The following is a 21,745-nucleotide window of genomic DNA, read 5'->3' on the forward strand; positions in this document are numbered from 1 at the left end:
AGAACGATCGGTCCAGAATTCGGGCATGCCGATGCCGATGCCGATGTCGGCCCGGACGGCGGGGAGTGCGGCGGTCAGTCCAGCAGGGCCAGCGCCTGGGCGGCGGCATCCCGCAGCAGGCCCGGGGACGGGTCCACCTTGCCGACCACCCGCATGCCCTGTATGAGCACCAGCAGCATCCGGGCGAGCGCCACCGGGTCGCGGCCCACGGGGAGTTCCCCCTGCGCCCCGGCCCGCATGAGTGCCGAGGTCAGCGCCGTCTCCACGGAGTGCCAGCTCTCCTCGACGCGGCGCGCCGCGTCCGGGTCGTGCGCGGCGAGCTCGACGGCCGTGTTCGTCACGAAGCAACCGCGCCGCTGCGTGTCGCGGGCGGCCTCCCGCGCGAAGCGCTGGATCAGTGCGCGCACCGCCGGCAGGGCCGGGCCCGGCTGGGACAGCTCCGCCACGATGCCCGGGCCGTGCTGCTCGCCGTAGCGCTCCAGGGCCTTGAAGTAGAGCTCGCGCTTGCTGCCGAACGTGGCGTACAGGCTCGCCCGGGCGATGTCGAGGTGCTCCACGAGGTCCGCCATCGACGTCGCCTCGTAACCGCGCCGCCAGAACAGCTCCAGGGCTGACTGCAGGGCGGCGTCCGGATCGAATTCCTTGGTCCTGGCCACGTCGAGAACGCTAGTCCTATCTGGAACGATCGGTCAATAAAGCTCGCGGGAGAGGAGGTGAGGTACCGTAATCCCGCGGTTCCTGCCCACCGGAGCCGCGCGGCGGTGGGGCCCGCCGTACTCCAACCGCGGTGAACACGCCGCCAACGGTCCCTACTTGCGATGAGGTGCGCCCGCGTGCGCCCGGCGAGTAGGAGACGTGAGTGGAAGTGCCCCGTACACCGGTGGTCGTGTGGACGGTGTCGCTCGGCGGCGGCCTCGGCGCCGCGGCCCGCTACGGAGCCTGTCGGCTCTGGCCGGACGCGCCCGGCTCCTTCCCCTGGACGACCGTGACGGTCAACGTCGTGGGGTGCGCGGCCATGGGCGTCCTGATGGTGGCGGTCGCCGGCGCACGGGCCACGCACGCGCTCGTACGCCCCTTCTTCGCCACCGGCGTGCTGGGCGGCTTCACGACCTTCTCCACCTACGTCGCCGACGCCCAGACCCTGATGAGCGGTGGCCGCCCCGCCGCCGGCCTGGCCTGCACGGCGGGCACCCCTCTCGTCGCCCTGGCCGCGGCCTGGTCGGCGGCGCGGGCCGCGCGCCGGCTGCGGGTCCCCGGGCGGGAGCGGGTGCGCGCATGACGTGGGCACTGGTGATCACCGGAGGCATGGTCGGCGCGCCGCTGCGCTACCTCATCGACCGTGCCGTCGGGCGGTGGCACGACGGGGCTTTCCCCTGGGGGACGTTCACGGCCAATGCGCTGGGGTGCCTGGTGCTGGGCCTGCTGACCGGGGCCGCGGAGGCGGACGCCGCACCGCCGGACCTCCAGCTCCTGCTCGGGACCGGCCTGGCCGGGGCGCTGACCACCTACTCGACGTTTTCGTACGAGACGCTGCGCCTCGCCGAAGGGGGCGCGGGCTTCCTCGCAGCGGCCAACGTGGCCTCGGGCGTCGTGGCCGGTCTCGGCGCGGCATCCCTGGGGGCGGCGCTGGCCCAGGGGCTGTGGGGGTGACGCGATGACACCCCGGTGGAGTTCCCTGCCGACCCTCACGCCGGACGGCGGGCCGGCCTCACGTCATGGCCTTCGACGGGTGGTCCAGACGCAGCTGGGCCGCCGCCAGGGCGACCTCGGTCCGGTTCGAGCAGTCGAACTTCAGCAGCAGGTTGGAGACATGGCGCTTCACCCCGTGGATGGAGATCCCCAGGGCCCGGGCGATCTGCTGGTTGCTCTGCCCCTGCGCCAGCAGCCTCAGGACGGAACGCTCACGATCGGTGACCCTGCTCAGGCCCCGCGCCGCACGGCCGGCCGCCGCCGCGTCCGGCCCCACCGCGCCCCGGGGAGCGGAAGCGGGCCACACCAGCTGGGTGAACGTCTCCCACAGGGAGTTGAGCGTGATGTGCTGCTCCAGGAGCCAGGCGTCCACGGTCTTGCCGTAGGCCAGGTGGCCGGGAAACGGGGGCGCGGCGTCGGACAGGCTCAGCACGAGGCGGGTGCGGCTCATGGAGAGCAGCGAGTCCAGGGTGTGGCTGTATGCCGTCAACGGCAGCACGCACACGTCGAAGGGCTCTTCCTGCAGCAGCCGCTGCGCGGTGCCGGTCTCCTGGCACACCCGGTGCGCCCCGATGACCGGGACCCGGTCGAGGAGGGCGGGCAGGCCGTAGAAGGCGATCTCGTCGTGCGCCAGCCACAGCACGCGCAGCCGGGTGGCCGGATCGCCCGGCCCCGCACCGTCCGCCGGAACGCCCGGCGACGGCGCCCACGACTCCCGCACCCCGACAGCCTGCTGCTCGTCCATACCCGGCCCCCCATGGTCCTGGTCGTCCCGCCGCGTGATCCCCGGGCTGAAGGTATGCAGCGGAGCGGGATGTGAATAGTCATTTTCGGCCAATGAGGAGCTTCTTGACGCGAACCGATCACGGGAGGCCGGTGATTCCCACCGGGCGGGCGGGCCCCGGAGCGCGGCGGCCGCGCTCCCGGACCGGCTCATGCGCGCGTCGTATCCGTCACGACGGAATTCCGCTCGAGCTCAGTTCCTTGTTCGCATACCGGCCGTCGTCGGTCACCTCGGTCCCGAACCAGGCCGGCGGCACAAAGGCGAGGGCCTCCTCCCGGTCTTCGAACTCGACCTCCACCGTGACCAGTCCCGCGAGCCGGCCCTCGAAGACGTCGACGTGGGCGGTTCGGCCCGCCGGAAGCGGAACGAGCCTACGCGATTTACTCACCCGGCAGCCCTCCGTGGCCGGCCATAGAGCATCGAATTGCGCGGCGTCAATGCTTGTCTCGAATTCTTGCCGCTCGAGCCCGCTGCCCTTCTTCACCGTCAGCGAATATTCGTCCCCCACGCGCCGGACGCGTACTTCTTCGCGCTCGCCGCGCGCCAGGTACCCCTGTCGTACGGGCACCGCGGGCTGCCCCTTGAAAGGCGCGTCGTCGCGGACTGTGAACTTGCGCTCGATCTCCATCGGCATGGTGCAACTCCCTCGATCCTGGGCGGCGTTGTGAAACGCAGGCTGAACGCTCGCCGCCGCGCTTACGACGCCCCCGTTTCGTCGCGGGACGCGTCGTGGCCGGGCCGTCACCCGGCGTCGACCGGGGGTCGATCGTCGGTTCTGACCAGAGCGTTCAGACAGATGAACTTCGGTGCTGCTCTTCGGAGGTAGCCGAACGGCTACCTCCGAAGAGCAGCACTTTAGGGCACTTGTCCGGATGCGGACCACTGAGTAGAAATGCCAGGACGCATAGCTGTTCGACTGCTCGTGAATTATGTCCGATGCGTACGCCAGCGTATGTGCTGAAGTGGGGGAAGCGATGACCGTTCAAGCCGTTTCGGAAAACCTGTTGACGGGACTGCGTCCACAAGATCTGGAGACCTTGCTCAACGGGTTGCCGGTGGCGGCGAGCGACCGTCAGAAGGACTACAACCTCAGCCTGGTGAAGCGCCTGGGCGCCGCCCCCTGCATGACGGACCTGCTGAATCAATACCTGGCCGACGACGACCTGCTCGACGAAATCGCCGCGCGTTCGTACCGGCACGTCAACCATTTCGACAAGATTGTGCTCGTCGACTCCGGTGACCGGCTGGGTTACCGGCTCACCCTCCATGCGTGGTGCCCGCCGTACACCGAGAAAGAGCTGCACGACGAGCTGATCCACGACCACCGGTTCAGTTTCTGGTCGACCATTCTCACCGGACGGCTGGTCTCCCAGAACTTCTACCGCACGGATTCCCCGGAGGCCGCCGCGGCGCCCGGTGATCCGACGACCCTGTTCCGGCAGTACCGGTACAGCCCCGAGAAGCAGGGTGTGTCCACGCACTCGAACTTCTACGAGTTCGTCGGTGAGACCGAACTGAGAATGACCGGCGAATCGGCCGAGTCGCAGGGGAACGCCTACCACCTGCAGTACCACCGCATTCACCGGGTGGCGCTGCCGATGGAGGCGATGACCTGCACGATGGTGCTCCGCGGGCCGCGGGAGCGCGACTTCTCCAACGTCTACAACACGGCGTACCCGTCGACCGACACCCAGTCGGGCAACACCATGTTCACCCGCGACGAACTGGCCGGGAAGCTCCGTAACATCCTCGCCAACATCAACGCCACGGCGCATGCGGCTTCCTGACCCACCGCAGGGCGCGCCGGGCACGCCGTCCGTCCGGCTCGAAACCGTCGAGACGGTGGCGGACGACTGGTTCACCCTGCGCAGATTCCGCCTCGCGGCCACGCGGCGGGACGGCACGGTCCAGCACCTCACCCGCCTCAGCTTCGACCGGGGCGACCGTGCGGCCGTGCTCCTGTACTCCCGCGCGTCGGGAACGGTGGTCCTCACCGGCCAGTTCCGGCTGCCACTCCTGCTGCACGACGTGCCCGGCGGGGAACTCCTCGAGGTTCCGGGCGGGCTGCTGGACGACGCGGACGCCTGCGAAGCGGTCCGGCGCGAGGCCGAGGAGGAGACCGGCTACCGCGTCCGCGAGCTGCGCAGAGCGTTCACCGCCTACATGGCGCCCCAGCTGAGCGCGGAACGCACCCACCTCTTCACCGGGGAGTACGACCCGGCCCTGCGGACCGGCCCGGGTGGCGGCGTGGCCGAGGAGGGCGAGGACATCCGCGTACGGGAACTGCCGCTGCAGCAGGCGATCGACGCGGTCTCACGGCAGCCGGCCGCGGACGCCAAGACGCTCCTGCTCCTCCTGCACGCCCACAACCAGGGTCTCTGCGCCCCACAAGGGCCCGCACACCACGCAGCACACGACGCAGCACACGACGCAGCACACCACGCAGCACACCACGCAGCACACGATGCCGCCCACGATGCGGCACACGACGAGAAAGGCCGTCCCACATGACGGAGCAGTCGCTTCCGGCGAGCCGGGCAGAAGTGATCGACCTGTCCGACGACACCCTCCGGTCCCTGCGCGAGAGCCGCACCCCGGACATCGAAGGACGCAGCAAGCGCCTGTGGCTGCTGCCCGCAGGACTGTGCATGGTGGAGCTGATCCCCAGCCTGCGCAGCTTCACCTTCGACCGCGACGAGCTGTTCCAGGACACCGGACCGCTGCGCCTGGACTTCTACGAGCGTGCCGCGCCCCAGCTGGAGAAGGCCGGGATCCGCACCGCGTTCATCCGCAGGCTCTCGCCCATCGCGTACCTCGCCGAGTATCACGAGGCGCCGCCGTTCGAGGTGATCGTCAAGAACCGGGCCATCGGCTCCACGCTGGTGAAGTACCCCGGACTGTTCGAGGAGAACGCGGTCCTGCCGCGGCCGGTGGTGAAGTTCGACTACCGCGTGGACCCCGAGGACCAGCCGATCGGCGAGGACTACCTGCGCGCGCTGGGCGTGCCCGTCGAGGAGTTCCGGGACCGGGCCCTGGCCGTCAACGCCTCGCTCATCTCCTGGCTCGCGCCCGTCGAGGTCTGGGACTTCTGCCTCATTTTCGGTCAGGACGAGGCGAACGAGCCCGTGCTGATCTCCGAGGTCTCGCCCGACTGCATGAGGCTGCGGCACCCCGACGGCTCCTCGCTGGACAAGGACCTCTTCCGGAACGGGGCGTCGGAGGGGGAGCTCGTGACGGAGTGGAAGAGGCTGCTCGATGGCATCGCCTGACCGCGGCTGCGGCCCCGTCGCCCTGGTGACCGGCGCCAACCGAGGCACCGGCCTGGCCATCGCCCGGGAGCTGCACGGGCGTGGCTACCGGGTGGCCGCCCTGAACCGGACCCCTTCGGGCGAGCCGTGGCTGCACGAGACGATCTGCGACCTGTCGGACCCGGCGGGCGTGGACGCCGCCGTCGAGGCCGTGGTGCGCGGGTTCGGACGGCTGGACGCCTGCGTCACCAATGCCGTCGCGCGTGCCTTCGCACCCATCGCCGAGCTGGACACGGCGGCGTGGGACGAGTCGGTGGCGGTGAACCTCACCTCCGTCTTCCGGGTCGTGCGCGCCACGCTCCCCGCGATGCGCCGCAGCGGCGGCACGTACGTGATCATGGGCAGCCACGCGGGCACCCGGTTCTTCGAGGGCGGCGCCGCCTACAGCGCGACCAAGGCGGCCCTGAAGGCCTTCGTCGAGACGCTGCTGCTGGAGGAGCGGGCCCACGGCGTGCGGGCCACGCTCGTCAGCCCCGGCGCCATCGCCAACCTGGACGGCGACGACACCCCGTACAAGATGGCCACCAAATCCGTCGCGCGGTGTGTGGGCGCCCTGGTGCAGGACCAGCCCGCCGACCTGGTCGTCGGTGACGTCGAGGTCCGGCCCGCCCGCCTGCCCGAACCGCTGGTCTCGGGTATCGCCCGCCTGCAGCACGTGTAGGACCGCCCACGCCGTCCGCCGCCGGCCGCCGCTGTGCGTCCGAGCCCGGAGTCACTCCGAGCAACAAGGTGCAGAACCAAGGACACCACCGTGATCCAAAGCCCCACCGCGCATACGGCTCTCTACCTCGGTCGCTCCGGTCCCCCCGGGAACGCCCCGATGGCCCGCGAGCCATCCGTCCCGGCACGGGCCACCGCCCGGCCGGCCCTGTCCCTGTCCGCCGCGGCCCCGCCCAGGCTGCCCGTGCTGCGTGAGGTGGTCCGCCGCTTCCCCGTACCCGAGACCCGCCTCGTCGTGGCGGGCGAGCTCAGTGCGGGCGCCGTCGAGTACCTCCGCGTCCTGGCGGGCGCCCTGGACGTGGGCGCGGTGATCACCACCCGGTGGACGACGACCGCGGCACGTGAAGAGGGCCTCGGTGACGTACAGGTCCTCGTGCCCGACCGGCCGGAGGACCTGTGGCGCACGGCCGCCGAGTACGCGGGCCGGGTGTCCCGCCGGACGTCGGCCGCCGTGGTCCTGCAGGCCCCGGGCCGGCTGTGGGGCGCCTGCGACCAGTCGCTGCTGGACGCACACGCGGTGCGCGGTGTGGTCAGGAGCACGGACTGGAACGACCCGGTGGACCCGGTCCCCGCCGGCCCCGCGCACCTGCCGGTCTTCACGACGGCGGGCAGCCCGCTCCACCCCCTCCTGCAGGGACCGGCCGGACACGCGCTCGCCTACGGCCTGGAGTCGGTGCTGCGCGACGGGCTCAGCCGCTCGGTCACCGACGCCAATGTCGGGCTCCTCGGCTTCGGCCCGGGCGACACCGCCGTCGCCACCGCCCTGCGCGTGGCGGGCGCACAGGTCGGCGTCCACGACGCGGACCCCATCCGGATGTGCGCGGCGGTCCTGGCCGGACACCGGGCGACCAGGCGCGACGAACTGCTCGGGTGGGCCGACATCATGGTCGACCCGAGCGGCGAACTCCTGCGGGACGGCGATGCGCTGGCCCTCCTGCGGGACGAGACGGTCGTGCTCACGGACGGCCCCCCGGGGCGGCCGGTGAACGGCCCTGTCGCGGGCGGGCTGTCCGTCCTGGAAGAGCAGGAGGGCATCGCCGTATGCCGCTTCAAGGGCACCAGGCTGTACGTCGTGGCCAGTGCGGCACCCAGGCATGTGGACGAGCAGATCGTCGGCCGGCTGCATGACCTTCTGTGCTGCGAGATGTACTTGTGCATCCGGGAACTGGCCACCCGGCAGTACCGCCCCGGTGCCCATCACCTCTCAGTGGAGCAATGCGAGGAGATCGCGTGGCTGTGGTGTCAGACGTACGGGCGGTCGCGATGAGCATGATCGCGCCGACGCAGGTGGACTGGCGGCAGGAGACCGGCCGGCTCCACATCCGCTACGAGCATACGGACGGCCGGCATATCCATACCGAGCGCGTGCAGGCGCGTGCGGTACTCGACCTGGACGACCGGGGCCAGGTCCTCGACGTCGACATCAAGGGCCTGCCCCGGCCCGTGGTCCAGCGGCTCGCGCCGTTCGCCGGCTCCCGTGTGACGGAGAACTCCGGGCCGGGCGTCTCGCTCGACGCCGACGCCGCGTGGCTGTGGCTGCACCTGCGACGGGGACCACGGGCAGAGCAGCTCCGCGGCGACGCGCAGGTCGATCTCACCTTCCTCGAGGGCGCGCTGGCGGAGATCGCCCTGACCCTCCTCCCGACGCAGGGCCACGCTGCCGAAATGAGTTCCTGAATGCTCGCCCCGTACAAGGACTGCCTCAGCCGGCCCCACGTCACCTACCTCTTCGCGACCAACCTGCTGGGACGGCTGCCCAACGGCATGGCGCCGCTGGGAATAGCCCTCTTCCTGCGGTCGCACGGCATGAGCTTCGCAGTCGTCGGAGGCATCACGGCCCTCTACGGGCTGTCCACCGCCGTCGGGGGGCCGCTGCTCGGGCGGGCGGTCGACCGCCTCGGACAGCCCAGGGTGCTGTGGGTCAGCGCCCTCGTCTCGGCGGCTGGCTTCCTCGCCCTGATCTGGGCCGGTGGCAGACACACAGGGGCGGCCGCCGCCGCTGCCGCCGTGGCGGGACTGTCCTCGCCCCCGCTCGAACCGTGCCTGCGCACGCTCTGGCCGAGCGTGCTCGACGACAAACGCGCCATCGCCTCCGCCTACGCGCTCGACGCCTCGCTGCAGGAGGTGGTGTTCGCGGCGGGACCGCTGTTCGTCGTGCTGATCGGGTGGCTGGCCGGAGCCGGCCCCGCGCTCGCCTTCACCACCCTCGCCATGATCGTCGGCACGCTGGCGTACGTGACCCCGGAGCCGGTCCGGCTGTGGCGCGCCGAACCCCGGCAGCCCGACTGGGCCGGGCCGCTCCGGTCGAGGATGCTGCGCCGGCTGCTGCTCGCCCTGGCCTGCGTCGGCGTGGGCCTGGGCGCTCTCAACATCGACACCGTCGCCTACCAGGAGCACATCGGCCACGCCGGACTCTCCGGAATCCTGCTCGGCGTGAACGCCGCGGGCGCACTGGTCGGCGGGCTCTACTACGGGGCCCGGCAGTGGAAGGCGACGACCATGCGCCAACTGCAGGTGCTCCTCGCGGGGATGGCCTGCTGCTACCTCCTGCTCGCGCTCGTCCCGCCGCCCGCCGTGGCCATCGCGCTGGTCTTCCTCGCGGGACTGTTCCTGTCCCCGGTCCTGGCCTGCGGCTTCGGGATCATCGGGGACGTCGCCCCGCCGGGCACCGCCACCGAGGCGTTCGCATGGATGGTCACCGCCGTGCTCACCGGCAACGCCGTGGGTTCGTCGGCGGCCGGCGTGGCCGAACAGCACGCCGGGCTGTGGGCCTCCTTCCTCGTCCCCGGAGCGGCCGCGGCCGTCGCCGCACTGGTCGCCGTCGTCCTCCTGCGCGATGCCGCGCAGCCACCACAGAACAGCTCCATGAAGGCCATGCACCCGTGAACCCTCTCCTGATCGTCTCCGACCTGGACGGCACCCTCCTCGACTCCCGGACCCGGGTCTCCGAGCGCACCCGTGCGGCGGTGCGCGCCGTACAGCAGGCCGGGCACACCTTCGTCATCGCCACCGCACGGCCCGTCCGCGACGTGCGGCCGATAGCCGAGGCCCTGGGCCGCACGGTCATCGCCGTGTGCGGCAACGGATCCATCGCCTACGACTTCGGCCGCGAGGAAGTCCTGGACCACCGGCCCATCGGCCAGGCCGAGGCCCGCATCGCCCTCAAGGCGTTGAGCGGCGGTCTGCCGGGGGTCCGGCTCGGCGCCGAACGGTGGCCGGACCTCCTCCTGGAGGAAGGGTTCGCCCTCGACCCCGTCTACTGCCGCGAAGCCCTCCGGGTCGCCTCGCTGGGGACGGAGCTCGACGAGCGTGGCTTCGGCAAGCTCATCGTCCAGGCGGACGGCACCGCGCACGACTACCACGGCGCCGTCGCCGCCCTGTTGCCCACCGGCTACGAAGTCACCCTCTCCTCCGGCCAGTTCTGCGAGGTGACCCGGGCCGGCGTGGACAAGGCCACGGGCCTGGAGCGGCTCGCCGGCCGGCTCGGCCTGGGCGACGCGGACACCGTGGCCTTCGGGGACATGCCCAACGACCTGCCCATGTTCGCCTGGGCCGGCCGCTCGGTGGCGGTGGCCAACGCCCACGCGGACGTCCTGCGCGCCGCGGACGAGGTCACCGGCTCCAACGACGAGGACGGCGTCGCCCGTTACCTGGAACGACTGGCGCGCACGCGCAGCTGACCGGCACGAACAGCGTGAGCACAGCAATGACCGCAACATTTGGAGAGGAACCGCACGTGGACATAGCGCTGATAGGTTCCGGGCGGGGTGCCCGGCACGCGGACTGGTTGGCGGCGTGTCCCGGCTTCGCCGTGGCCCAACCGGGCGCCGACGCACTGACGCTGATCCGGCAGGGCGGCCTGGAAGCGGTCGTCGTGGCCACGCCGACGCACACCCACGCCACGCTGGTGACCGAAGCACTGCAGCGGGAGATGCTGGTGGTGTGCGAGACACCGCTGGCGCAGAACGCCCCGGCCGCGCTCAAGCTCGCCGAGCTCGCCGCGTCGCTCGGGAGCCGGGCCCATGTCCCCTTCCAGTGGCGGGAGAACACCGCGCTGCGTTCGGCCCGCACCTCCCTCCTGCAAGGTGCGATCGGTGAGCTGATCGCCCTGGACATCGACATCAGCGACGACTCCCACGCAGGCCCCGCCACACCGTCGCCGTGGCGGGAGCAGCGCGAGTCGGCCGGCGGCGGGGCCCTGGCCCACCTGGGCTGCCACGCCTTCGACCTGCTGCTGTGGTCGACGGGAATGAACACCTGGGAGGTCGAGTCGGCATGGACCCACCGGGTGCACGACACCCGTCGCGGCCCGGCGGGCCCGGTGGACGTCGACGTGGACGACGTCGCCCAGGTGGAACTGCGCCCGCTCGGCCACCCGGCCCGGGCACGGGTGGCGGTGTCCCGCGTCACTCCCGGGCGGCGGAAGCTGGAGTTCGCGGCACTGGGCACCCGGGGCACCGTCCGGGTGGCCGCCGACACCACCGACGGATCGGCCGTGCTGACCCTGGCCACGGGCGCCCGGACCCGGCAGGAGCTGACCGGCCCCGACCCGATGAACCCCTACCGGCGCCTGGCCGACGACCTGGCGACGGGCACCGTCACCCTCGCGACGTTCGACGACGGCCTCGCGGCCGTCAACCTCATGGACGCCGCACTCCGCAAGAGCACCGAGGGGAGCCGGGCCGGGCGTGTCACTGAAGACTGCTGAGGTAGCCCACGTACTCATCGCCCTGGTCGCCCTGCTCGGGCTCGCGCACCTCGGCGGGTACCTGTTCCACCTCATGCGCCAGCCCCAGGTGATCGGGGAGATCGTCGGCGGACTCGTGGCAGGACCCACGGTCCTCGGCCAACTCGCGCCCGCGGCGCAGCACTGGTTGCTGCCGACCACCGGTCCGGCCGCCGCCGTGCTCGGCGCCTTCTACCAGATCGGCCTGCTGCTGCTGGTCTACCTGACCGGTACGGAGCTGCGCCACCGGGGCGGCGACCCGCAGCGGCGGACGATCGGCCTCATCGCGGTCTCGGGGCTGGCGCTGCCCTTCCTGTGCGGACTGGGCGTCGCCGAGGCGGTCGACCTCGGCGACCTCGCCGGGCCCGACGGCTCACCCACCACGATCGCCCTCGTCTTCGGCATGGCCATCGCGGTGACCAGTGTGCCGGTCATCTCCCGGATCATGCTCGATCTCGGCATCCTGCGCACGGCGTTCGCGCGCATCGTCCTCGCAGTCGCCGTCCTCGAGGACGTAGTGCTCTATGTCGTCCTCGCGGTCGTCCTGGGCGTCGCACAGGCGCACGCGAGCGATTCCTACGGGCTGTGGGCGCTCTACGGCACCGACTCCGTCGCCATGGCCACCGTCTATTTCACGGCGGTGCCCCTGGTCTTTCTGACGGTGTTCCTGCGCTGGGGGCCACGGGCCTTCACCCGGATATCGGCAAGTCCGCTGAATTTCCTGGCGGTACGCAGTCCGATCGCCTTCCGGCTCGTCTTCGTGTTCCTGTCGTGCGCGGCCTGCACGGGCCTCGGCATCGACCCGGTCTTCGGGGCGCTGGTCGCCGGCATGTGCGGCGCGGAGGCGGCGACGCCGCAGACCCGGACGTCGGACGACGCCCTGCGGTCCATCTCGCTGGGATTCTTCGTCCCCGCCTACTTCGCCGTCGTCGGCGTCAAGCTGGACCTCGCACGCCACTTCAGCCTATTCTTCTTCCTCTGGTTCCTCCTACTGGCCTGCTTCGCCAAGTCGTTGAGCGTATGGCTGGGCGCGCGCATGGCCGGGGAGACGAACAGGTCGGCCATCAACCTCGCCGTGGCGATGAACGCGCGCGGCGGTCCCGGCATCGTCCTCGCCTCGGTGGCCTTCGGGGCCCACATCATCAACGAGGACTTCTTCACCTCCCTCGTGCTGCTGTCCATCATCACCTCACAGATGGCCGGCGTATGGCTCGGCAGAGCCGTGCGAAAAGGCGAGTTGCCGGCCCCGGCGCCCTCGGCGCCGGAAGAAAAGCACCAGGAAATCACCGAACGCGGTCTCCAAATATCAGGAGTGGAAAAATGACACAGGTATCGGACGTGGAAATCGGCGTCATCGGAGGCTCCGGCTTCTACTCGTTCCTCGACGACATCACCGAGGTGGCGGTCGAGACCCCCTACGGCGCTCCCAGCGACTCCCTCCTCATCGGGGAGATCGCCGGGCGCAAGGTGGCCTTCCTGCCCCGCCACGGACGCAAGCACTCGGTGCCGCCGCACCGCATCAACTACCGCGCCAACCTCTGGGCGTTGCGCTCGGTCGGCGTGCGCCAGGTGCTGGCACCGTGCGCCGTCGGCGGCCTGCAGGCACACCTCGGCCCCGGCACCCTCGTGGTCCCCGACCAGTTCGTCGACCGCACCTACGGCCGTGAGCAGACCTACTACGACGGCTACGAGCGCACGGACGGCCTGACCCCGAACGTCGTGCACATGTCGATGGCCGACCCGTACTGCCCCACGGGCCGGGAGACCGCCCTGGCCGCCGCGCGCGCCCGCGACTGGGAGCCCACGGACGGCGGCACGCTCGCGGTCATCCAGGGCCCGCGGTTCTCCACCCGGGCGGAGTCGCGCTGGTACGGGGCGCAGGGCTGGTCGGTCGTCGGCATGACGGGCTTCCCCGAGGCGCCGCTCGCCCGCGAGCTCGGCCTCTGCTACACCTCCATCGCCCTGGTCACCGACCTCGACGCCGGCGTCGAGGTCGGCGAGGGCGTCACCCACGAGGACGTCCTGAAGGTCTTCGGCCAGAACATCGACCGCCTGCGGCCCGTGCTCTTCGACGCCGTCAAGTCCCTGCCGGCCGAGCGCACGTGCCTGTGCAGCCACGCCCTCGACGGTCAGGACACCGGGCTCCAGCTCTCCTGAACCGGGCCGCCCCGCCCACCCCCTGCCCCAAGCCGTTCCGCATCGCACCGGCGCAGCCGGATCCCGAAGGGAAGAGCGCATGATCAGCCCGAAGATGCCCGAGGCCGAGGCCGTCTACAGCAGGTCCGGTGACTTCGTCGTCTTCAACCAGCTGGCCGTCAAGATCGAGATGGACGACGTCTCGAACGAGGACTACTACAGCTGGCTCGACGACATGAAGGCCACGATCGGTGACCGGGTGGCCGGCGCGGAGATCGCCGAGAAGGACCAGGCCCGCACCACACCCCCGCTGAACACGGCCATCTACTACGACACCGAGGACTTCCGCATCCTGGAGACCGGCGCGCTGCTGCGGACCTCCTGCAACAAGATCACGCACGCCTTCTGCGCCTTCAAGGCGGCCCAGGACGAGAACCACGTCCGCCGTGATCACCGCTACGTCTTCGACGGCGAGGAGAAGGCCGCCATCCAGGCCGCCCCCGACTCCCCGGAGGCGGTGGCCGTCGTCAAGCGACTGCTCGCCCGCACGGACATCGAGCACCCCGGACGGCACCTGGAGGAGGAGTACGGCATCCCCAGGACGGAACTGATACCCACCGTGCGCCTCGACGACTACCGCTACACCTTCTTCGTCTGGCTCGACAAGCGGGACGCGCTGCGCTGCAGCATCGACCGCGCGTTCGTGCAGAACCTGCGGCTGCCCGCGGAGCAGCGCGAGGAGCGGCCGGTCAGCGAGGTGGAGCTGGCCATCTACCCGCGGATCGACGAGGAGATCGCCGGCGACCCGCGCGTCGTCGAGCTCATCAAGGTGCTCTCGCAGGACCTGTGCGACCGCTTCGGGGTGCGCATCACCTCGGACATCAAGTACCAGCGCGCCGCCACGGCCCTGGGCATGGGCGGACGCTGACCAGGCCGGCACGCCGCAGGCAGGACTCGACGAAGGACTCCGTGTGAAGATCTTCCTGGCGCGTCACGGCCAGTCGCAGTGGCAACTGAATCCCAGCCAGGACTGGGACACCCGGCTCAGCGAGCTGGGCCACGTACAGGCGCGGCGCCTGGGGGAGTGGTGCGCCGGGCACCACCTTCTGGACGCGGAGTCCCGGCTCGAAGTCGGCAGTCTGCGGGCCAGCCCGCTCAAGCGGGCCCGGGAGACGGCCGGTTACCTCGCCGAGTCGCTCGGGCTGCCGGTCGAGGTGCAGCCCTCCCTCACCGAGGCGGCCTTCCATGTGGCCTCGGAGCTCCCCAAGGCTCCGGCACCCTTCGCCCCCCGGCCCGAGGGCGCGCTTCCGGAACGCTACACCGCGTTCCGGAAGCAGGCCGGGGCGGCGCTGGCCGAACTGACGCGGGTGGCCGAGGAGACCGGCCGGCCGGTGCTCGCGGTCACCCACGGCGGCCTGGTCAAGACGCTGCTGCGGAGCATCGCGGAGACCGACGCGTTCTGCTTCAAGCTCTACAACTGCGGCATCAACGCCATCGAGTGGAAGGGCGGCAGATGGAGGATCGTCCACGTCAACCTGTGGGACCACCTGCCGCCACGGCTGCGCACCACATGACCTCGCGCCGGCTGGTGCCCGCGTGCAGGCTCACCCTCACCGTCCTCAGCGGCACCCTGTGGCGCCGCAAGCCCCTGTACAGCGAGATCGTGCGAAGAGCGCACCACTACGGCCTCGGGGGCGCGGGCGTGTTCCAGGGCATCGAGGGCTTCGGATCCGACGGGGTCATCAACACCACGCGCCTGCTCAGCATGAGCGACCGCCTGCCGCTCCTGATCGTCGCGACGGACGAGGAACCGAAGATCTACGGATTTCTCGACGAACTCGACCCCGCGATGGACATCGAATCCGCCGCGATCGACCACGTCCGGCTGGCCGTACGCGATTCCCCTAAGGAGCCCGGCCCATGAGCGATCACCGGCAGGACACCGGCACGGGCCCGGGCGTGCGAGGCCCGGACCTCACGGCGAAGGCACTCGTCGACCACTACGGCCTGGAGCCCATGCCCCTGGAGGGCGGGCTCTTCCGGCGCACCTGGGCCGGCCCGCAAGGACCGGACGGCCGCCCGGCGGGTTCGTCCATCGTGGTGTTGCTGTCCCCCGAGGACGGGCAGTTCTCCGCGATGCACCGGCTGCCGGCCGACGAGGTCTGGCACTTCTACCTCGGTGACCCCGTCGAACTCCTGCTGCTCGGCCCGGACGGCGACCACCGGGTGGAGACGCTCGGGCACGACGTACTGGGCGGTCAGCACGTGCAGTTCACCGTGCCCGGCGGCACGTGGATGGGGGGCCGGGTCGTGCCGGGCGGCCAGTGGTCCCTGTTCGGCTGCACCATGGCCCCGGGCTTTCTCTCGTCCGACTACGAGGGCGCGGACGCCGGGACGCTCCGTGAGCAGTACCCCGGCGCCGCCGAGCTGATCACCGAACTCTGCAGGCCCGGGGTCCCGTTGCGGCACCCCGACCGTTCGGAGGGGACCGTCACCTCACCGGAGGTGTGAGATCAGCGGTGGCTATGGTGAGGTGTCCCGGGGCGGCCGGGCGACGCGAGGGGAAGCGGAGCACGGTGACGAGCGGCCAGGAAGACCGGCACGGGATGTGGCACGGGACGTACGACGGGCACGGCGACCTCGTCCGGCTGTCGGCACGGGACGCGGAACTCGACTCCCTTCCCCCTCTGCCCGCAGCGGTGGAGGACCCCGCCGGGCTGCTCGAACTCCGGCTGGACGGCAACGCCTTCACCGCCTTCCCCGAGCCACTTCGCGACATGAGCGGCCTGGAAGCCCTGAGCCTGTACCGGAACCGGCTCACGTCCGTGCCGCGCTGGGCCGGCAGCCTGACCGGGCTGCGGAGCCTCAATCTGGCGGCCAACCGGCTCACCACGCTGCCGGACGAGTTCGGAGAGCTGGCGCGTCTGCACACGCTCGACCTGGGCCACAACGAACTCACCGAGCTGCCCGACGCACTGGGCCGGCTCACCGGTCTCGACCGCTGTCTCTACCTCAGCAACAACCGTCTCACCGCGATACCGGCCGCGCTCTGCCGCCTCACCGCGCTGCGCTACCTGAACGTCACGGACAACCTCCTGACCGCTCTCCCGGCCGAGTTCGGCGACCTCGCCGCCCTGCGCGAACTGCGCCTGTACAACAACCGGCTCGTGGCCCTGCCCGATTCGCTGGGACGGTTGGGCGAACTACGCGAGGCGCACCTGATGGGCAACGCACTGACATCGCTGCCCGCCTCCACCGGCGATCTGGCCGCGCTGCGCGAGCTGCGTCTGATGGACAACGAGCTGGAAAGCCTTCCTCGATCCATCGGCAGGCTGAAGCGCCTGCGCATCCTCGACCTGCGCAACAACCACCTCACCGCCCTGCCGCCGTCCCTCGGCGACCTGTCCGGGCTGACCCATCTCGACCTGCGGAACAACCACCTGACCGAGCTGCCCGACGCCTTGTCGAAGCTGCCGGCACTGGAAAAGCTCGACCTGCGGTGGAACGACATCGACCCCTGGCCCGACTGGCTCGAGGACCTGGAACGGCACGGATGCGCGGTGCTGCGCTGACCGCGGGGACAACCGATCACCTATGAACCGACACATCGAGGCCGCGAGGCCGACACGCACAGGAGCACAGAACATGACCGAGACAGGAACCGCGGCGTGGGGCGTTACGGCACAGTCGCTGGCATCGATACGCGCCGGCATCAGGGATGTCCCCGACTACCCGGAGCCCGGCATCCTCTTCAAGGACATCACGCCCCTGCTCGCCGACCCGCAGGCGTTCCGGGCGACGGTGGACGCCTTCGCCGGCATGTGCACCGAACTCGGGGCCGACAAGATCCTCGGCCTTGAGGCCCGCGGCTTCATCATGGGCGCCCCCGCCGCCGTCCTCGCCGGCGCCGGCTTCATCCCCGTACGCAAGGCCGGCAAGCTTCCCCGCACCACCTTCTCCCAGGCGTACCAACTGGAGTACGGCACCGCCGAGCTGGAGATGCACGAGGACGCCATCGCCCCCGGCGAACGCGTCCTGATCGTCGACGATGTCCTGGCCACCGGCGGAACGGTCGAGGCCTCGACGGAACTCGTCCGCAAGGCGGGCGGCGAACTGGCGGGCGTGGCAGTTCTGATGGAACTGACGGCTCTCGGCGGCCGCCGACGCCTCACCTCTTCCCTCCCCGGCGTCCCCGTGAGCTCCCTGCTGACGTTCTGAGGACGCCGACTCCAACCTTGAGTCCTCGCGCATACGGCCGTCCGTGACTCCCCACGGACGGCCGTCTGTTGTCGCTCCACGAGTGGGACGGGCACGCCGGGCCGGGAACCGCGTCGGCGGGCACCTTAGCCCATGCGCAGACCAGCAGTGGGCGAAACCCCGTACAGAGCGCGTATGGGTCGTACCGACGATACGCTGCGGCCTAGCTTCAGTCATCGCCTCACGCACACGCCCCGGCCGTTCAGGGCGGGGTGCCGGGTCCTCCCGGACCATTCGAGGCGAGGAGGCTGAGGTTCATGGCACGACCGAAGAACAGCGGAAGAGGCCGGCGGCGCCCGCCCAGCGACTGGGTGCAGCTCGCGGCAGCCGTTCTCACCGCGGTCACTGCCATGGCGGGGGTAGTTGATCAGCTGCTGCGCTGACGCGCAATGCTGAGTGGTCCGGACGACTGGCTGGGACTCGTGGTGGGCCCGGCCGCGTTGAGATCGGCCGGGCCCACACAACGCCTCGCGCACGACGAGCCTGGCTCTGGGTGGCTCCGGGGCCAGGCCGTTCGTGTCCTGCGCGAGAGACCTGAAACTCCAGTGGTGCTCACGCCGACATGTTCGCCCCTCGGGCGCTTGGGCGGACGAGGGAGCCTGGATGTTGCCCAACCATAGCAATGGCTTCCTTGACGTGTGATAGGCGAACAGATTCGTGCAGGTCAAGTGGGGTGGCGCGGAACGCGGCAAAAGCCTGGCGCAGGGTGGCGAGGCTATGGCGTATGTCCACGTGGGATGGCCGGGGCCCGCATCGCAGCAGCTCAGGGGCTCGGGACAGGTGGCGAACGCAGTGGCGTGGGGTGGCGAAGCATGGCGGATTCAGAACGGGCCCGAGCAGCCCACCTGAGGAAAATATGTGCGAGAGCCGCGAGCTCCGGATAGGCCGCCCCGTGGTTGTCCACGGACGGCCGTCTGCTGTCGCGGCGGGTGGCTCCCCTTCTGGGGTTCTGGCTCAACTTCTGTGGAGCGACGTCGTGCGCGCTCGTCCGCACGGCGGGACCAGCCCGTGACGTCCGGCTCTCCGAGGCCCCAGGACCGATCGGCTGAGCACCTACGCACCATCACAGAAGTTGAGCCAGAAGCCCTTCTGGCTCCCCGGTGCTCCCGGTCGGCTCACTTCCTACGCGATCTGACGAGCCTTTCCTCGGCTTCCTTCAACCCCCATTCCAGGCAGGGTGATTAGTCCGTCCCTCCTTCTGCCTCACTGCGCCGCGCCCCGCGACACTCGAGGGTGGCCGACGGCAGGGCTCGAAGAACCTGCGGCCAAGCGTTTAGAGGGGACGCGCGTACTTGCGTATGTCATGGCGTAGGGCAGCCGCCTGTGACCACACAGTTCGGACGGTTCCTGCTCGCTCGGTCCGTGATCTGGCAAAGAGGCGGGGGCAGGCGCTACCCGCTGCCGACGACTTCAGGATTCCTGTACCCACGTCACCGCATGCGGCTTGACCTGCAAGGGCCAGAGACTGCGCGCTACCTGCAGGGCCGCCCTCCGCGTCTCGGCCCAGGTTGGCCGACGCTCCAGCCGCGGCGCTCCGTACCTCAGAAGTCCTGATCCCTTACCAGCAACCAACGATGCTCTGTGAACGTAGGACTTCGGCATGAGGCGGAGCCACCTAGCAATCACTGAGAAGCCAAGACGTCACAGAACGATGCGGCGTACCCTGATCATCAGCGATTCTTCCTAGGGGGCGGTTGCATGGAGCAGATGTCGAAGGATGACCTTGCGGCCAAGTACAGTGATGCAGAATTCCGAAGTAAGCTCTTCCGCCTGACCTCTATGGGCGAGCTGGTCGGAGCCTGTCTCATTGCGAACAATTTTCGCCCATCCAAAGATTTTTATGAGGCAATCCGCCTTACGCCTTATGGCGAGGAAAAGCTTCAGCAATTCTTGCGCAAGAAGATCCCTTATCAGGAAGCGCGATTGAGCTGCTTCCTGGAGTTCTCGTGGCTGGATCTCTTGGTAGACGTTTTAGCTACAGACGATGCGGCACTCCAGCAGGCAATCGGGGAGCACATTAAGAAGGGGGAGATCAGTTACCCTTTCATTTTCGGCCGGGAGCTATACGACCGCGCGTTTGACAAACTGACGCTCAAGGATGACGGTGCGCACCTGACCCTCTCTGAGACGCTCGAGTTTCTTGACGGCACACCACAAGGCGTGTTCCAGGGTCACAATATGGTCACGGGTCCATATGGACTCCTCACCAGCCAGCAGATTCGCTTCTACTCGCCAGAACGCCACCCGAGCCTCATGCACTGCAGCGACGTTAACTGTGGCCGGATACACGAAGTGCATCTCACGACATCACAGACCGCCCTGATTAATAAACACCGCTCGGAGGCCACAAAGGTCCTTCGGAGGGAGAGTGAGACGCCAAGCGCCTGGGGCTCATTTCTCGCAGATATTTTCTCAAGGACTGTCAACACGGCAAGGGATGATATCGGGGATGGGCTTATCTCTCTACTCGGTGACGCACTCACGGTCGAGGAACTTAGAAAGTGCGTCGAGTGGCTACTTGACGGTACCTCGGGCCGGTTGCGAAATGTCCTGCAAGAATTGGGAATCAGAGGAAAAGCTCAGGATATATCAAGGCATCTAAATAGGGCCGAAATGATGCAACTCTGCCTCACGTTGTCTGACAGGGACGTGATTAACTGCATTGACGCTCTGGTCCATGTTGGCGATATTCAGGTCCCAAGCGAGGAAGTTCGTACCCCCATAGTAAATGAAGCCGCATTCGGCAAGTTCCGGGTGTCTGCCGAGCTGGGGCCTCACGGAGTTCGGCTCCATTCGCGAACCATGAACGTCGCTCCTCTTCGGCTACGGCACCTGATCGAAAGCATGTACCGGCTCGACTACGTCGAGGACAGGGAGGAGCTCGATTGGCAGCTCAGAAATGAGGACGCAGATTCCTTGGAGGCCAAGCTCGACAAGTACCTACAAAACCGGTCGCCCCGGGACGTCCTTGAGGCACTCGTGCTGGCAAGAAAAAGTAATGCTGTGACTGCGTGCGAAGTATTGCGCCTTCGGGATGGAGCTGCGGAGGACCCCGAGTTCATTTCGACTATCCTGTGGAAGTTGGGATTCGCATCGGTCCTGAACCAGGATCCGCATCGAAAGTTCTGGAAGCTGCACGAAGAAATGGAGCGGATGGTCCGAGGAGTTCCTGGAAGTCCTCTCGGGCCGACCCTCGAAGAGTTTAGGGGGGCAGCGGCCAACTACTTCGTAGAGCTGGAAACTATCCTCGATGACAGCATTTGCTTCACTGTGTGGTCGCTCACTAGTGATCACGTCGCGAGCAAGCGCCCGTTCACATACAGGGTGGACGAAGAGCTAGCTCGGTCCCACGAGTGGCTTCAGAGGGCCGCTTCGCGCTCATCCGACAATTTGCTTGAGTACGGCGACCGGGTTTCCTTGTATGCCCTCTGTAGGGGGTACCAATCTATCGCCGCCGAGCTCATAAGGGTCGCGAACCGGCGAATGGAATTTATTCGGCCCGTAGATGAATTCCCCCAGTGGGCCGGCCAACAGAACCTTCAGAAGTTTCCCTTCGCACACACAATCCCATTCCTTGACCTAACAGATAATGCACGCGAAACTCTCATCAAGAGGCTGCAGGAGATAAGTCGCTCCTTGGTGAGTGAGGAAGTCTACAGCGCGCGGAACGACTGGCTTCACGGGAGGCGCAATGTAACGTCGTTCGAGAAGGTGAGGTCCAGTCTGCAAGCCATACGCACCGCCGTCCAATTGGTCGAGGACTCGGGATTTGCTCGGATTCCCTACGCTGTGCTCGATCGCACCACAGATGGGTACGGTCGCAGGGTGGCCACCCTGGAAAGCACAAGGGGATTCCGCTTTTCTCTGCTCTACCCGACTCGTTTCGACTGGCTTGATATGCCCGGAGATGGGCGAGCGGTACACATTATGAACGCGGCTGTCTTTTCGCCTCCCAATCACGTTCTGCGCTTCGTGTCAGAAATGTCTTCGCCATACACGGAGATGTGGTCGGACTATCCAAAGCGCAAGCCACGGTCCCAAAGGGCTATTAAGGCTATGGGGATGGCCGCGCCAGAGGAGTAGTGGTGAGGCCTCACGAGGCATGCTGAAGTGGGTGGTCAGGGC

24 protein-coding genes are annotated in these 21,745 nt (G+C 68.8%); 21 read left to right on the forward strand and 3 right to left on the reverse strand.

Annotated elements, in window-relative coordinates:
* Positions 1 to 74 precede the first annotated feature (74 nt).
* Complete coding sequence (locus AB0F13_RS05680) at positions 75 to 656, reverse strand: TetR/AcrR family transcriptional regulator (RefSeq protein WP_362075644.1); 582 nt, start codon at positions 654 to 656, stop codon at positions 75 to 77.
* Positions 657 to 859: 203 nt separating this feature from the next.
* Here AB0F13_RS05680 and AB0F13_RS05685 point away from each other — a divergent pair, with 203 nt between their 5' ends.
* Both AB0F13_RS05685 and crcB read left to right on the forward strand, forming a co-directional pair.
* The gene (locus AB0F13_RS05685) at positions 860 to 1,279 is read left to right on the forward strand and encodes a CrcB family protein (RefSeq protein WP_362075647.1); all 420 of its coding nucleotides are present in this window, start codon (positions 860 to 862) and stop codon (positions 1,277 to 1,279) included.
* Entirely contained in the window at positions 1,276 to 1,650 is a 375-nt protein-coding gene (gene crcB, locus AB0F13_RS05690; RefSeq protein WP_362075650.1) for a fluoride efflux transporter CrcB, read from the forward strand. The genes AB0F13_RS05685 and crcB overlap by 4 nt, the downstream gene beginning before the upstream one ends.
* A 58-nt stretch (positions 1,651 to 1,708) precedes the next feature.
* Here the strand turns inward: crcB and AB0F13_RS05695 are convergent, their stop codons facing one another.
* Both AB0F13_RS05695 and AB0F13_RS05700 read right to left on the reverse strand, forming a co-directional pair.
* Positions 1,709 to 2,434 (reverse strand): LuxR C-terminal-related transcriptional regulator, encoded by a 726-nt coding sequence (locus AB0F13_RS05695; protein ID WP_362075653.1) that lies wholly within the window; start codon positions 2,432 to 2,434, stop codon positions 1,709 to 1,711.
* 208 nt (positions 2,435 to 2,642) lie between these two features.
* A complete protein-coding gene (locus AB0F13_RS05700; RefSeq protein ID WP_362075655.1) occupies positions 2,643 to 3,107 on the reverse strand; it encodes a CYTH domain-containing protein in 465 nt (154 codons plus the stop codon).
* Positions 3,108 to 3,477: 370 nt separating this feature from the next.
* Between AB0F13_RS05700 and AB0F13_RS05705 the strand changes: the two genes are divergently transcribed.
* The 19 genes from AB0F13_RS05705 (at position 3,478) to AB0F13_RS05795 (ending at position 21,703) form a co-directional block, all read left to right on the forward strand.
* Positions 3,478 to 4,260 carry a hypothetical protein gene (locus tag AB0F13_RS05705; RefSeq protein WP_362075658.1) on the forward strand — a complete coding sequence of 261 codons (783 nt, stop codon included), beginning with the start codon at positions 3,478 to 3,480 and terminating at the stop codon, positions 4,258 to 4,260.
* On the forward strand, positions 4,247 to 4,984 hold the full coding sequence (locus tag AB0F13_RS05710; RefSeq protein ID WP_362075661.1) for an NUDIX domain-containing protein: 738 nt from the start codon (positions 4,247 to 4,249) through the stop codon (positions 4,982 to 4,984). The genes AB0F13_RS05705 and AB0F13_RS05710 overlap by 14 nt, the downstream gene beginning before the upstream one ends.
* Positions 4,981 to 5,742, forward strand: coding sequence for a phosphoribosylaminoimidazolesuccinocarboxamide synthase (locus AB0F13_RS05715; RefSeq protein ID WP_362075664.1), 762 nt, complete (start codon positions 4,981 to 4,983; stop codon positions 5,740 to 5,742). The genes AB0F13_RS05710 and AB0F13_RS05715 overlap by 4 nt, the downstream gene beginning before the upstream one ends.
* The gene (locus tag AB0F13_RS05720; protein ID WP_362075667.1) at positions 5,729 to 6,442 is read left to right on the forward strand and encodes an SDR family NAD(P)-dependent oxidoreductase; all 714 of its coding nucleotides are present in this window, start codon (positions 5,729 to 5,731) and stop codon (positions 6,440 to 6,442) included. Before AB0F13_RS05715 ends, AB0F13_RS05720 begins: the two co-directional genes overlap by 14 nt.
* Positions 6,443 to 6,601: 159 nt before the next feature.
* Positions 6,602 to 7,768, forward strand: a complete 1,167-nt coding sequence (locus AB0F13_RS05725) for a hypothetical protein (RefSeq protein ID WP_362075669.1) — start codon at positions 6,602 to 6,604, stop codon at positions 7,766 to 7,768.
* Positions 7,732 to 8,178: a hypothetical protein gene (locus tag AB0F13_RS05730; protein ID WP_362075672.1), complete on the forward strand. Its 447-nt coding sequence runs from the start codon at positions 7,732 to 7,734 to the stop codon at positions 8,176 to 8,178. The genes AB0F13_RS05725 and AB0F13_RS05730 overlap by 37 nt, the downstream gene beginning before the upstream one ends.
* Complete coding sequence (locus AB0F13_RS05735) at positions 8,179 to 9,387, forward strand: MFS transporter (protein ID WP_362075675.1); 1,209 nt, start codon at positions 8,179 to 8,181, stop codon at positions 9,385 to 9,387. It abuts the gene before it with no gap.
* A complete protein-coding gene (locus tag AB0F13_RS05740) occupies positions 9,384 to 10,181 on the forward strand; it encodes an HAD family hydrolase (RefSeq protein ID WP_362075678.1) in 798 nt (265 codons plus the stop codon). Before AB0F13_RS05735 ends, AB0F13_RS05740 begins: the two co-directional genes overlap by 4 nt.
* 56 nt (positions 10,182 to 10,237) lie before the next feature.
* Positions 10,238 to 11,209 (forward strand): Gfo/Idh/MocA family oxidoreductase, encoded by a 972-nt coding sequence (locus tag AB0F13_RS05745; protein WP_362075681.1) that lies wholly within the window; start codon positions 10,238 to 10,240, stop codon positions 11,207 to 11,209.
* Positions 11,190 to 12,551, forward strand: a complete 1,362-nt coding sequence (locus AB0F13_RS05750; RefSeq protein ID WP_362075684.1) for a cation:proton antiporter — start codon at positions 11,190 to 11,192, stop codon at positions 12,549 to 12,551. Before AB0F13_RS05745 ends, AB0F13_RS05750 begins: the two co-directional genes overlap by 20 nt.
* Positions 12,548 to 13,384 (forward strand): S-methyl-5'-thioadenosine phosphorylase, encoded by an 837-nt coding sequence (locus tag AB0F13_RS05755; protein ID WP_362075687.1) that lies wholly within the window; start codon positions 12,548 to 12,550, stop codon positions 13,382 to 13,384. Before AB0F13_RS05750 ends, AB0F13_RS05755 begins: the two co-directional genes overlap by 4 nt.
* A 79-nt stretch (positions 13,385 to 13,463) precedes the next feature.
* On the forward strand, positions 13,464 to 14,291 hold the full coding sequence (locus AB0F13_RS05760) for a hypothetical protein (RefSeq protein ID WP_362075690.1): 828 nt from the start codon (positions 13,464 to 13,466) through the stop codon (positions 14,289 to 14,291).
* Positions 14,292 to 14,334: 43 nt separating this feature from the next.
* Positions 14,335 to 14,937: a histidine phosphatase family protein gene (locus tag AB0F13_RS05765; protein WP_362075692.1), complete on the forward strand. Its 603-nt coding sequence runs from the start codon at positions 14,335 to 14,337 to the stop codon at positions 14,935 to 14,937.
* The gene (locus tag AB0F13_RS05770) at positions 14,934 to 15,287 is read left to right on the forward strand and encodes a DUF190 domain-containing protein (RefSeq protein WP_362075695.1); all 354 of its coding nucleotides are present in this window, start codon (positions 14,934 to 14,936) and stop codon (positions 15,285 to 15,287) included. The genes AB0F13_RS05765 and AB0F13_RS05770 overlap by 4 nt, the downstream gene beginning before the upstream one ends.
* On the forward strand, positions 15,284 to 15,874 hold the full coding sequence (locus AB0F13_RS05775) for a cupin domain-containing protein (protein WP_362075698.1): 591 nt from the start codon (positions 15,284 to 15,286) through the stop codon (positions 15,872 to 15,874). The genes AB0F13_RS05770 and AB0F13_RS05775 overlap by 4 nt, the downstream gene beginning before the upstream one ends.
* Before the next feature lie 65 nt (positions 15,875 to 15,939).
* Entirely contained in the window at positions 15,940 to 16,935 is a 996-nt protein-coding gene (locus AB0F13_RS05780) for a leucine-rich repeat domain-containing protein (RefSeq protein WP_362075701.1), read from the forward strand.
* 73 nt (positions 16,936 to 17,008) lie between these two features.
* Positions 17,009 to 17,581 carry an adenine phosphoribosyltransferase gene (locus AB0F13_RS05785; protein ID WP_362075703.1) on the forward strand — a complete coding sequence of 191 codons (573 nt, stop codon included), beginning with the start codon at positions 17,009 to 17,011 and terminating at the stop codon, positions 17,579 to 17,581.
* A gap of 296 nt (positions 17,582 to 17,877) precedes the next feature.
* Positions 17,878 to 18,003, forward strand: coding sequence for a hypothetical protein (locus AB0F13_RS05790; protein ID WP_362075706.1), 126 nt, complete (start codon positions 17,878 to 17,880; stop codon positions 18,001 to 18,003).
* A 1,315-nt stretch (positions 18,004 to 19,318) separates the two neighbouring features.
* Complete coding sequence (locus AB0F13_RS05795) at positions 19,319 to 21,703, forward strand: hypothetical protein (RefSeq protein ID WP_362075709.1); 2,385 nt, start codon at positions 19,319 to 19,321, stop codon at positions 21,701 to 21,703.
* Positions 21,704 to 21,745 lie beyond the last annotated feature (42 nt).

The organism is Streptomyces sp. NPDC026206, assembly GCF_040638465.1.
Classification (GTDB): Bacteria; Actinomycetota; Actinomycetes; order Streptomycetales; family Streptomycetaceae; genus Streptomyces.

Bases quoted from the DNA above. Each gene is read 5' to 3' on its own strand.
- AB0F13_RS05760 (WP_362075690.1), top strand. From the start codon at position 13,464: ATGATCAGCCCGAAGATGCCCGAGGCCGAGGCCGTCTACAGCAGGTCC.
- AB0F13_RS05775 (WP_362075698.1), top strand. From the start codon at position 15,284: ATGAGCGATCACCGGCAGGACACCGGCACGGGCCCGGGCGTGCGAGGC.
- AB0F13_RS05725 (WP_362075669.1), top strand. From the start codon at position 6,602: ATGGCCCGCGAGCCATCCGTCCCGGCACGGGCCACCGCCCGGCCGGCC.
- AB0F13_RS05720 (WP_362075667.1), top strand. From the start codon at position 5,729: ATGGCATCGCCTGACCGCGGCTGCGGCCCCGTCGCCCTGGTGACCGGC.
- AB0F13_RS05700 (WP_362075655.1), bottom strand. From the start codon at position 3,107: ATGCCGATGGAGATCGAGCGCAAGTTCACAGTCCGCGACGACGCGCCT.
- crcB (WP_362075650.1), top strand. From the start codon at position 1,276: ATGACGTGGGCACTGGTGATCACCGGAGGCATGGTCGGCGCGCCGCTG.
- AB0F13_RS05710 (WP_362075661.1), top strand. From the start codon at position 4,247: ATGCGGCTTCCTGACCCACCGCAGGGCGCGCCGGGCACGCCGTCCGTC.
- AB0F13_RS05715 (WP_362075664.1), top strand. From the start codon at position 4,981: ATGACGGAGCAGTCGCTTCCGGCGAGCCGGGCAGAAGTGATCGACCTG.
- AB0F13_RS05755 (WP_362075687.1), top strand. From the start codon at position 12,548: ATGACACAGGTATCGGACGTGGAAATCGGCGTCATCGGAGGCTCCGGC.
- AB0F13_RS05695 (WP_362075653.1), bottom strand. From the start codon at position 2,434: ATGGACGAGCAGCAGGCTGTCGGGGTGCGGGAGTCGTGGGCGCCGTCG.
- AB0F13_RS05785 (WP_362075703.1), top strand. From the start codon at position 17,009: ATGACCGAGACAGGAACCGCGGCGTGGGGCGTTACGGCACAGTCGCTG.
- AB0F13_RS05770 (WP_362075695.1), top strand. From the start codon at position 14,934: ATGACCTCGCGCCGGCTGGTGCCCGCGTGCAGGCTCACCCTCACCGTC.
- AB0F13_RS05735 (WP_362075675.1), top strand. From the start codon at position 8,179: ATGCTCGCCCCGTACAAGGACTGCCTCAGCCGGCCCCACGTCACCTAC.
- AB0F13_RS05790 (WP_362075706.1), top strand. From the start codon at position 17,878: ATGGCACGACCGAAGAACAGCGGAAGAGGCCGGCGGCGCCCGCCCAGC.
- AB0F13_RS05795 (WP_362075709.1), top strand. From the start codon at position 19,319: ATGGAGCAGATGTCGAAGGATGACCTTGCGGCCAAGTACAGTGATGCA.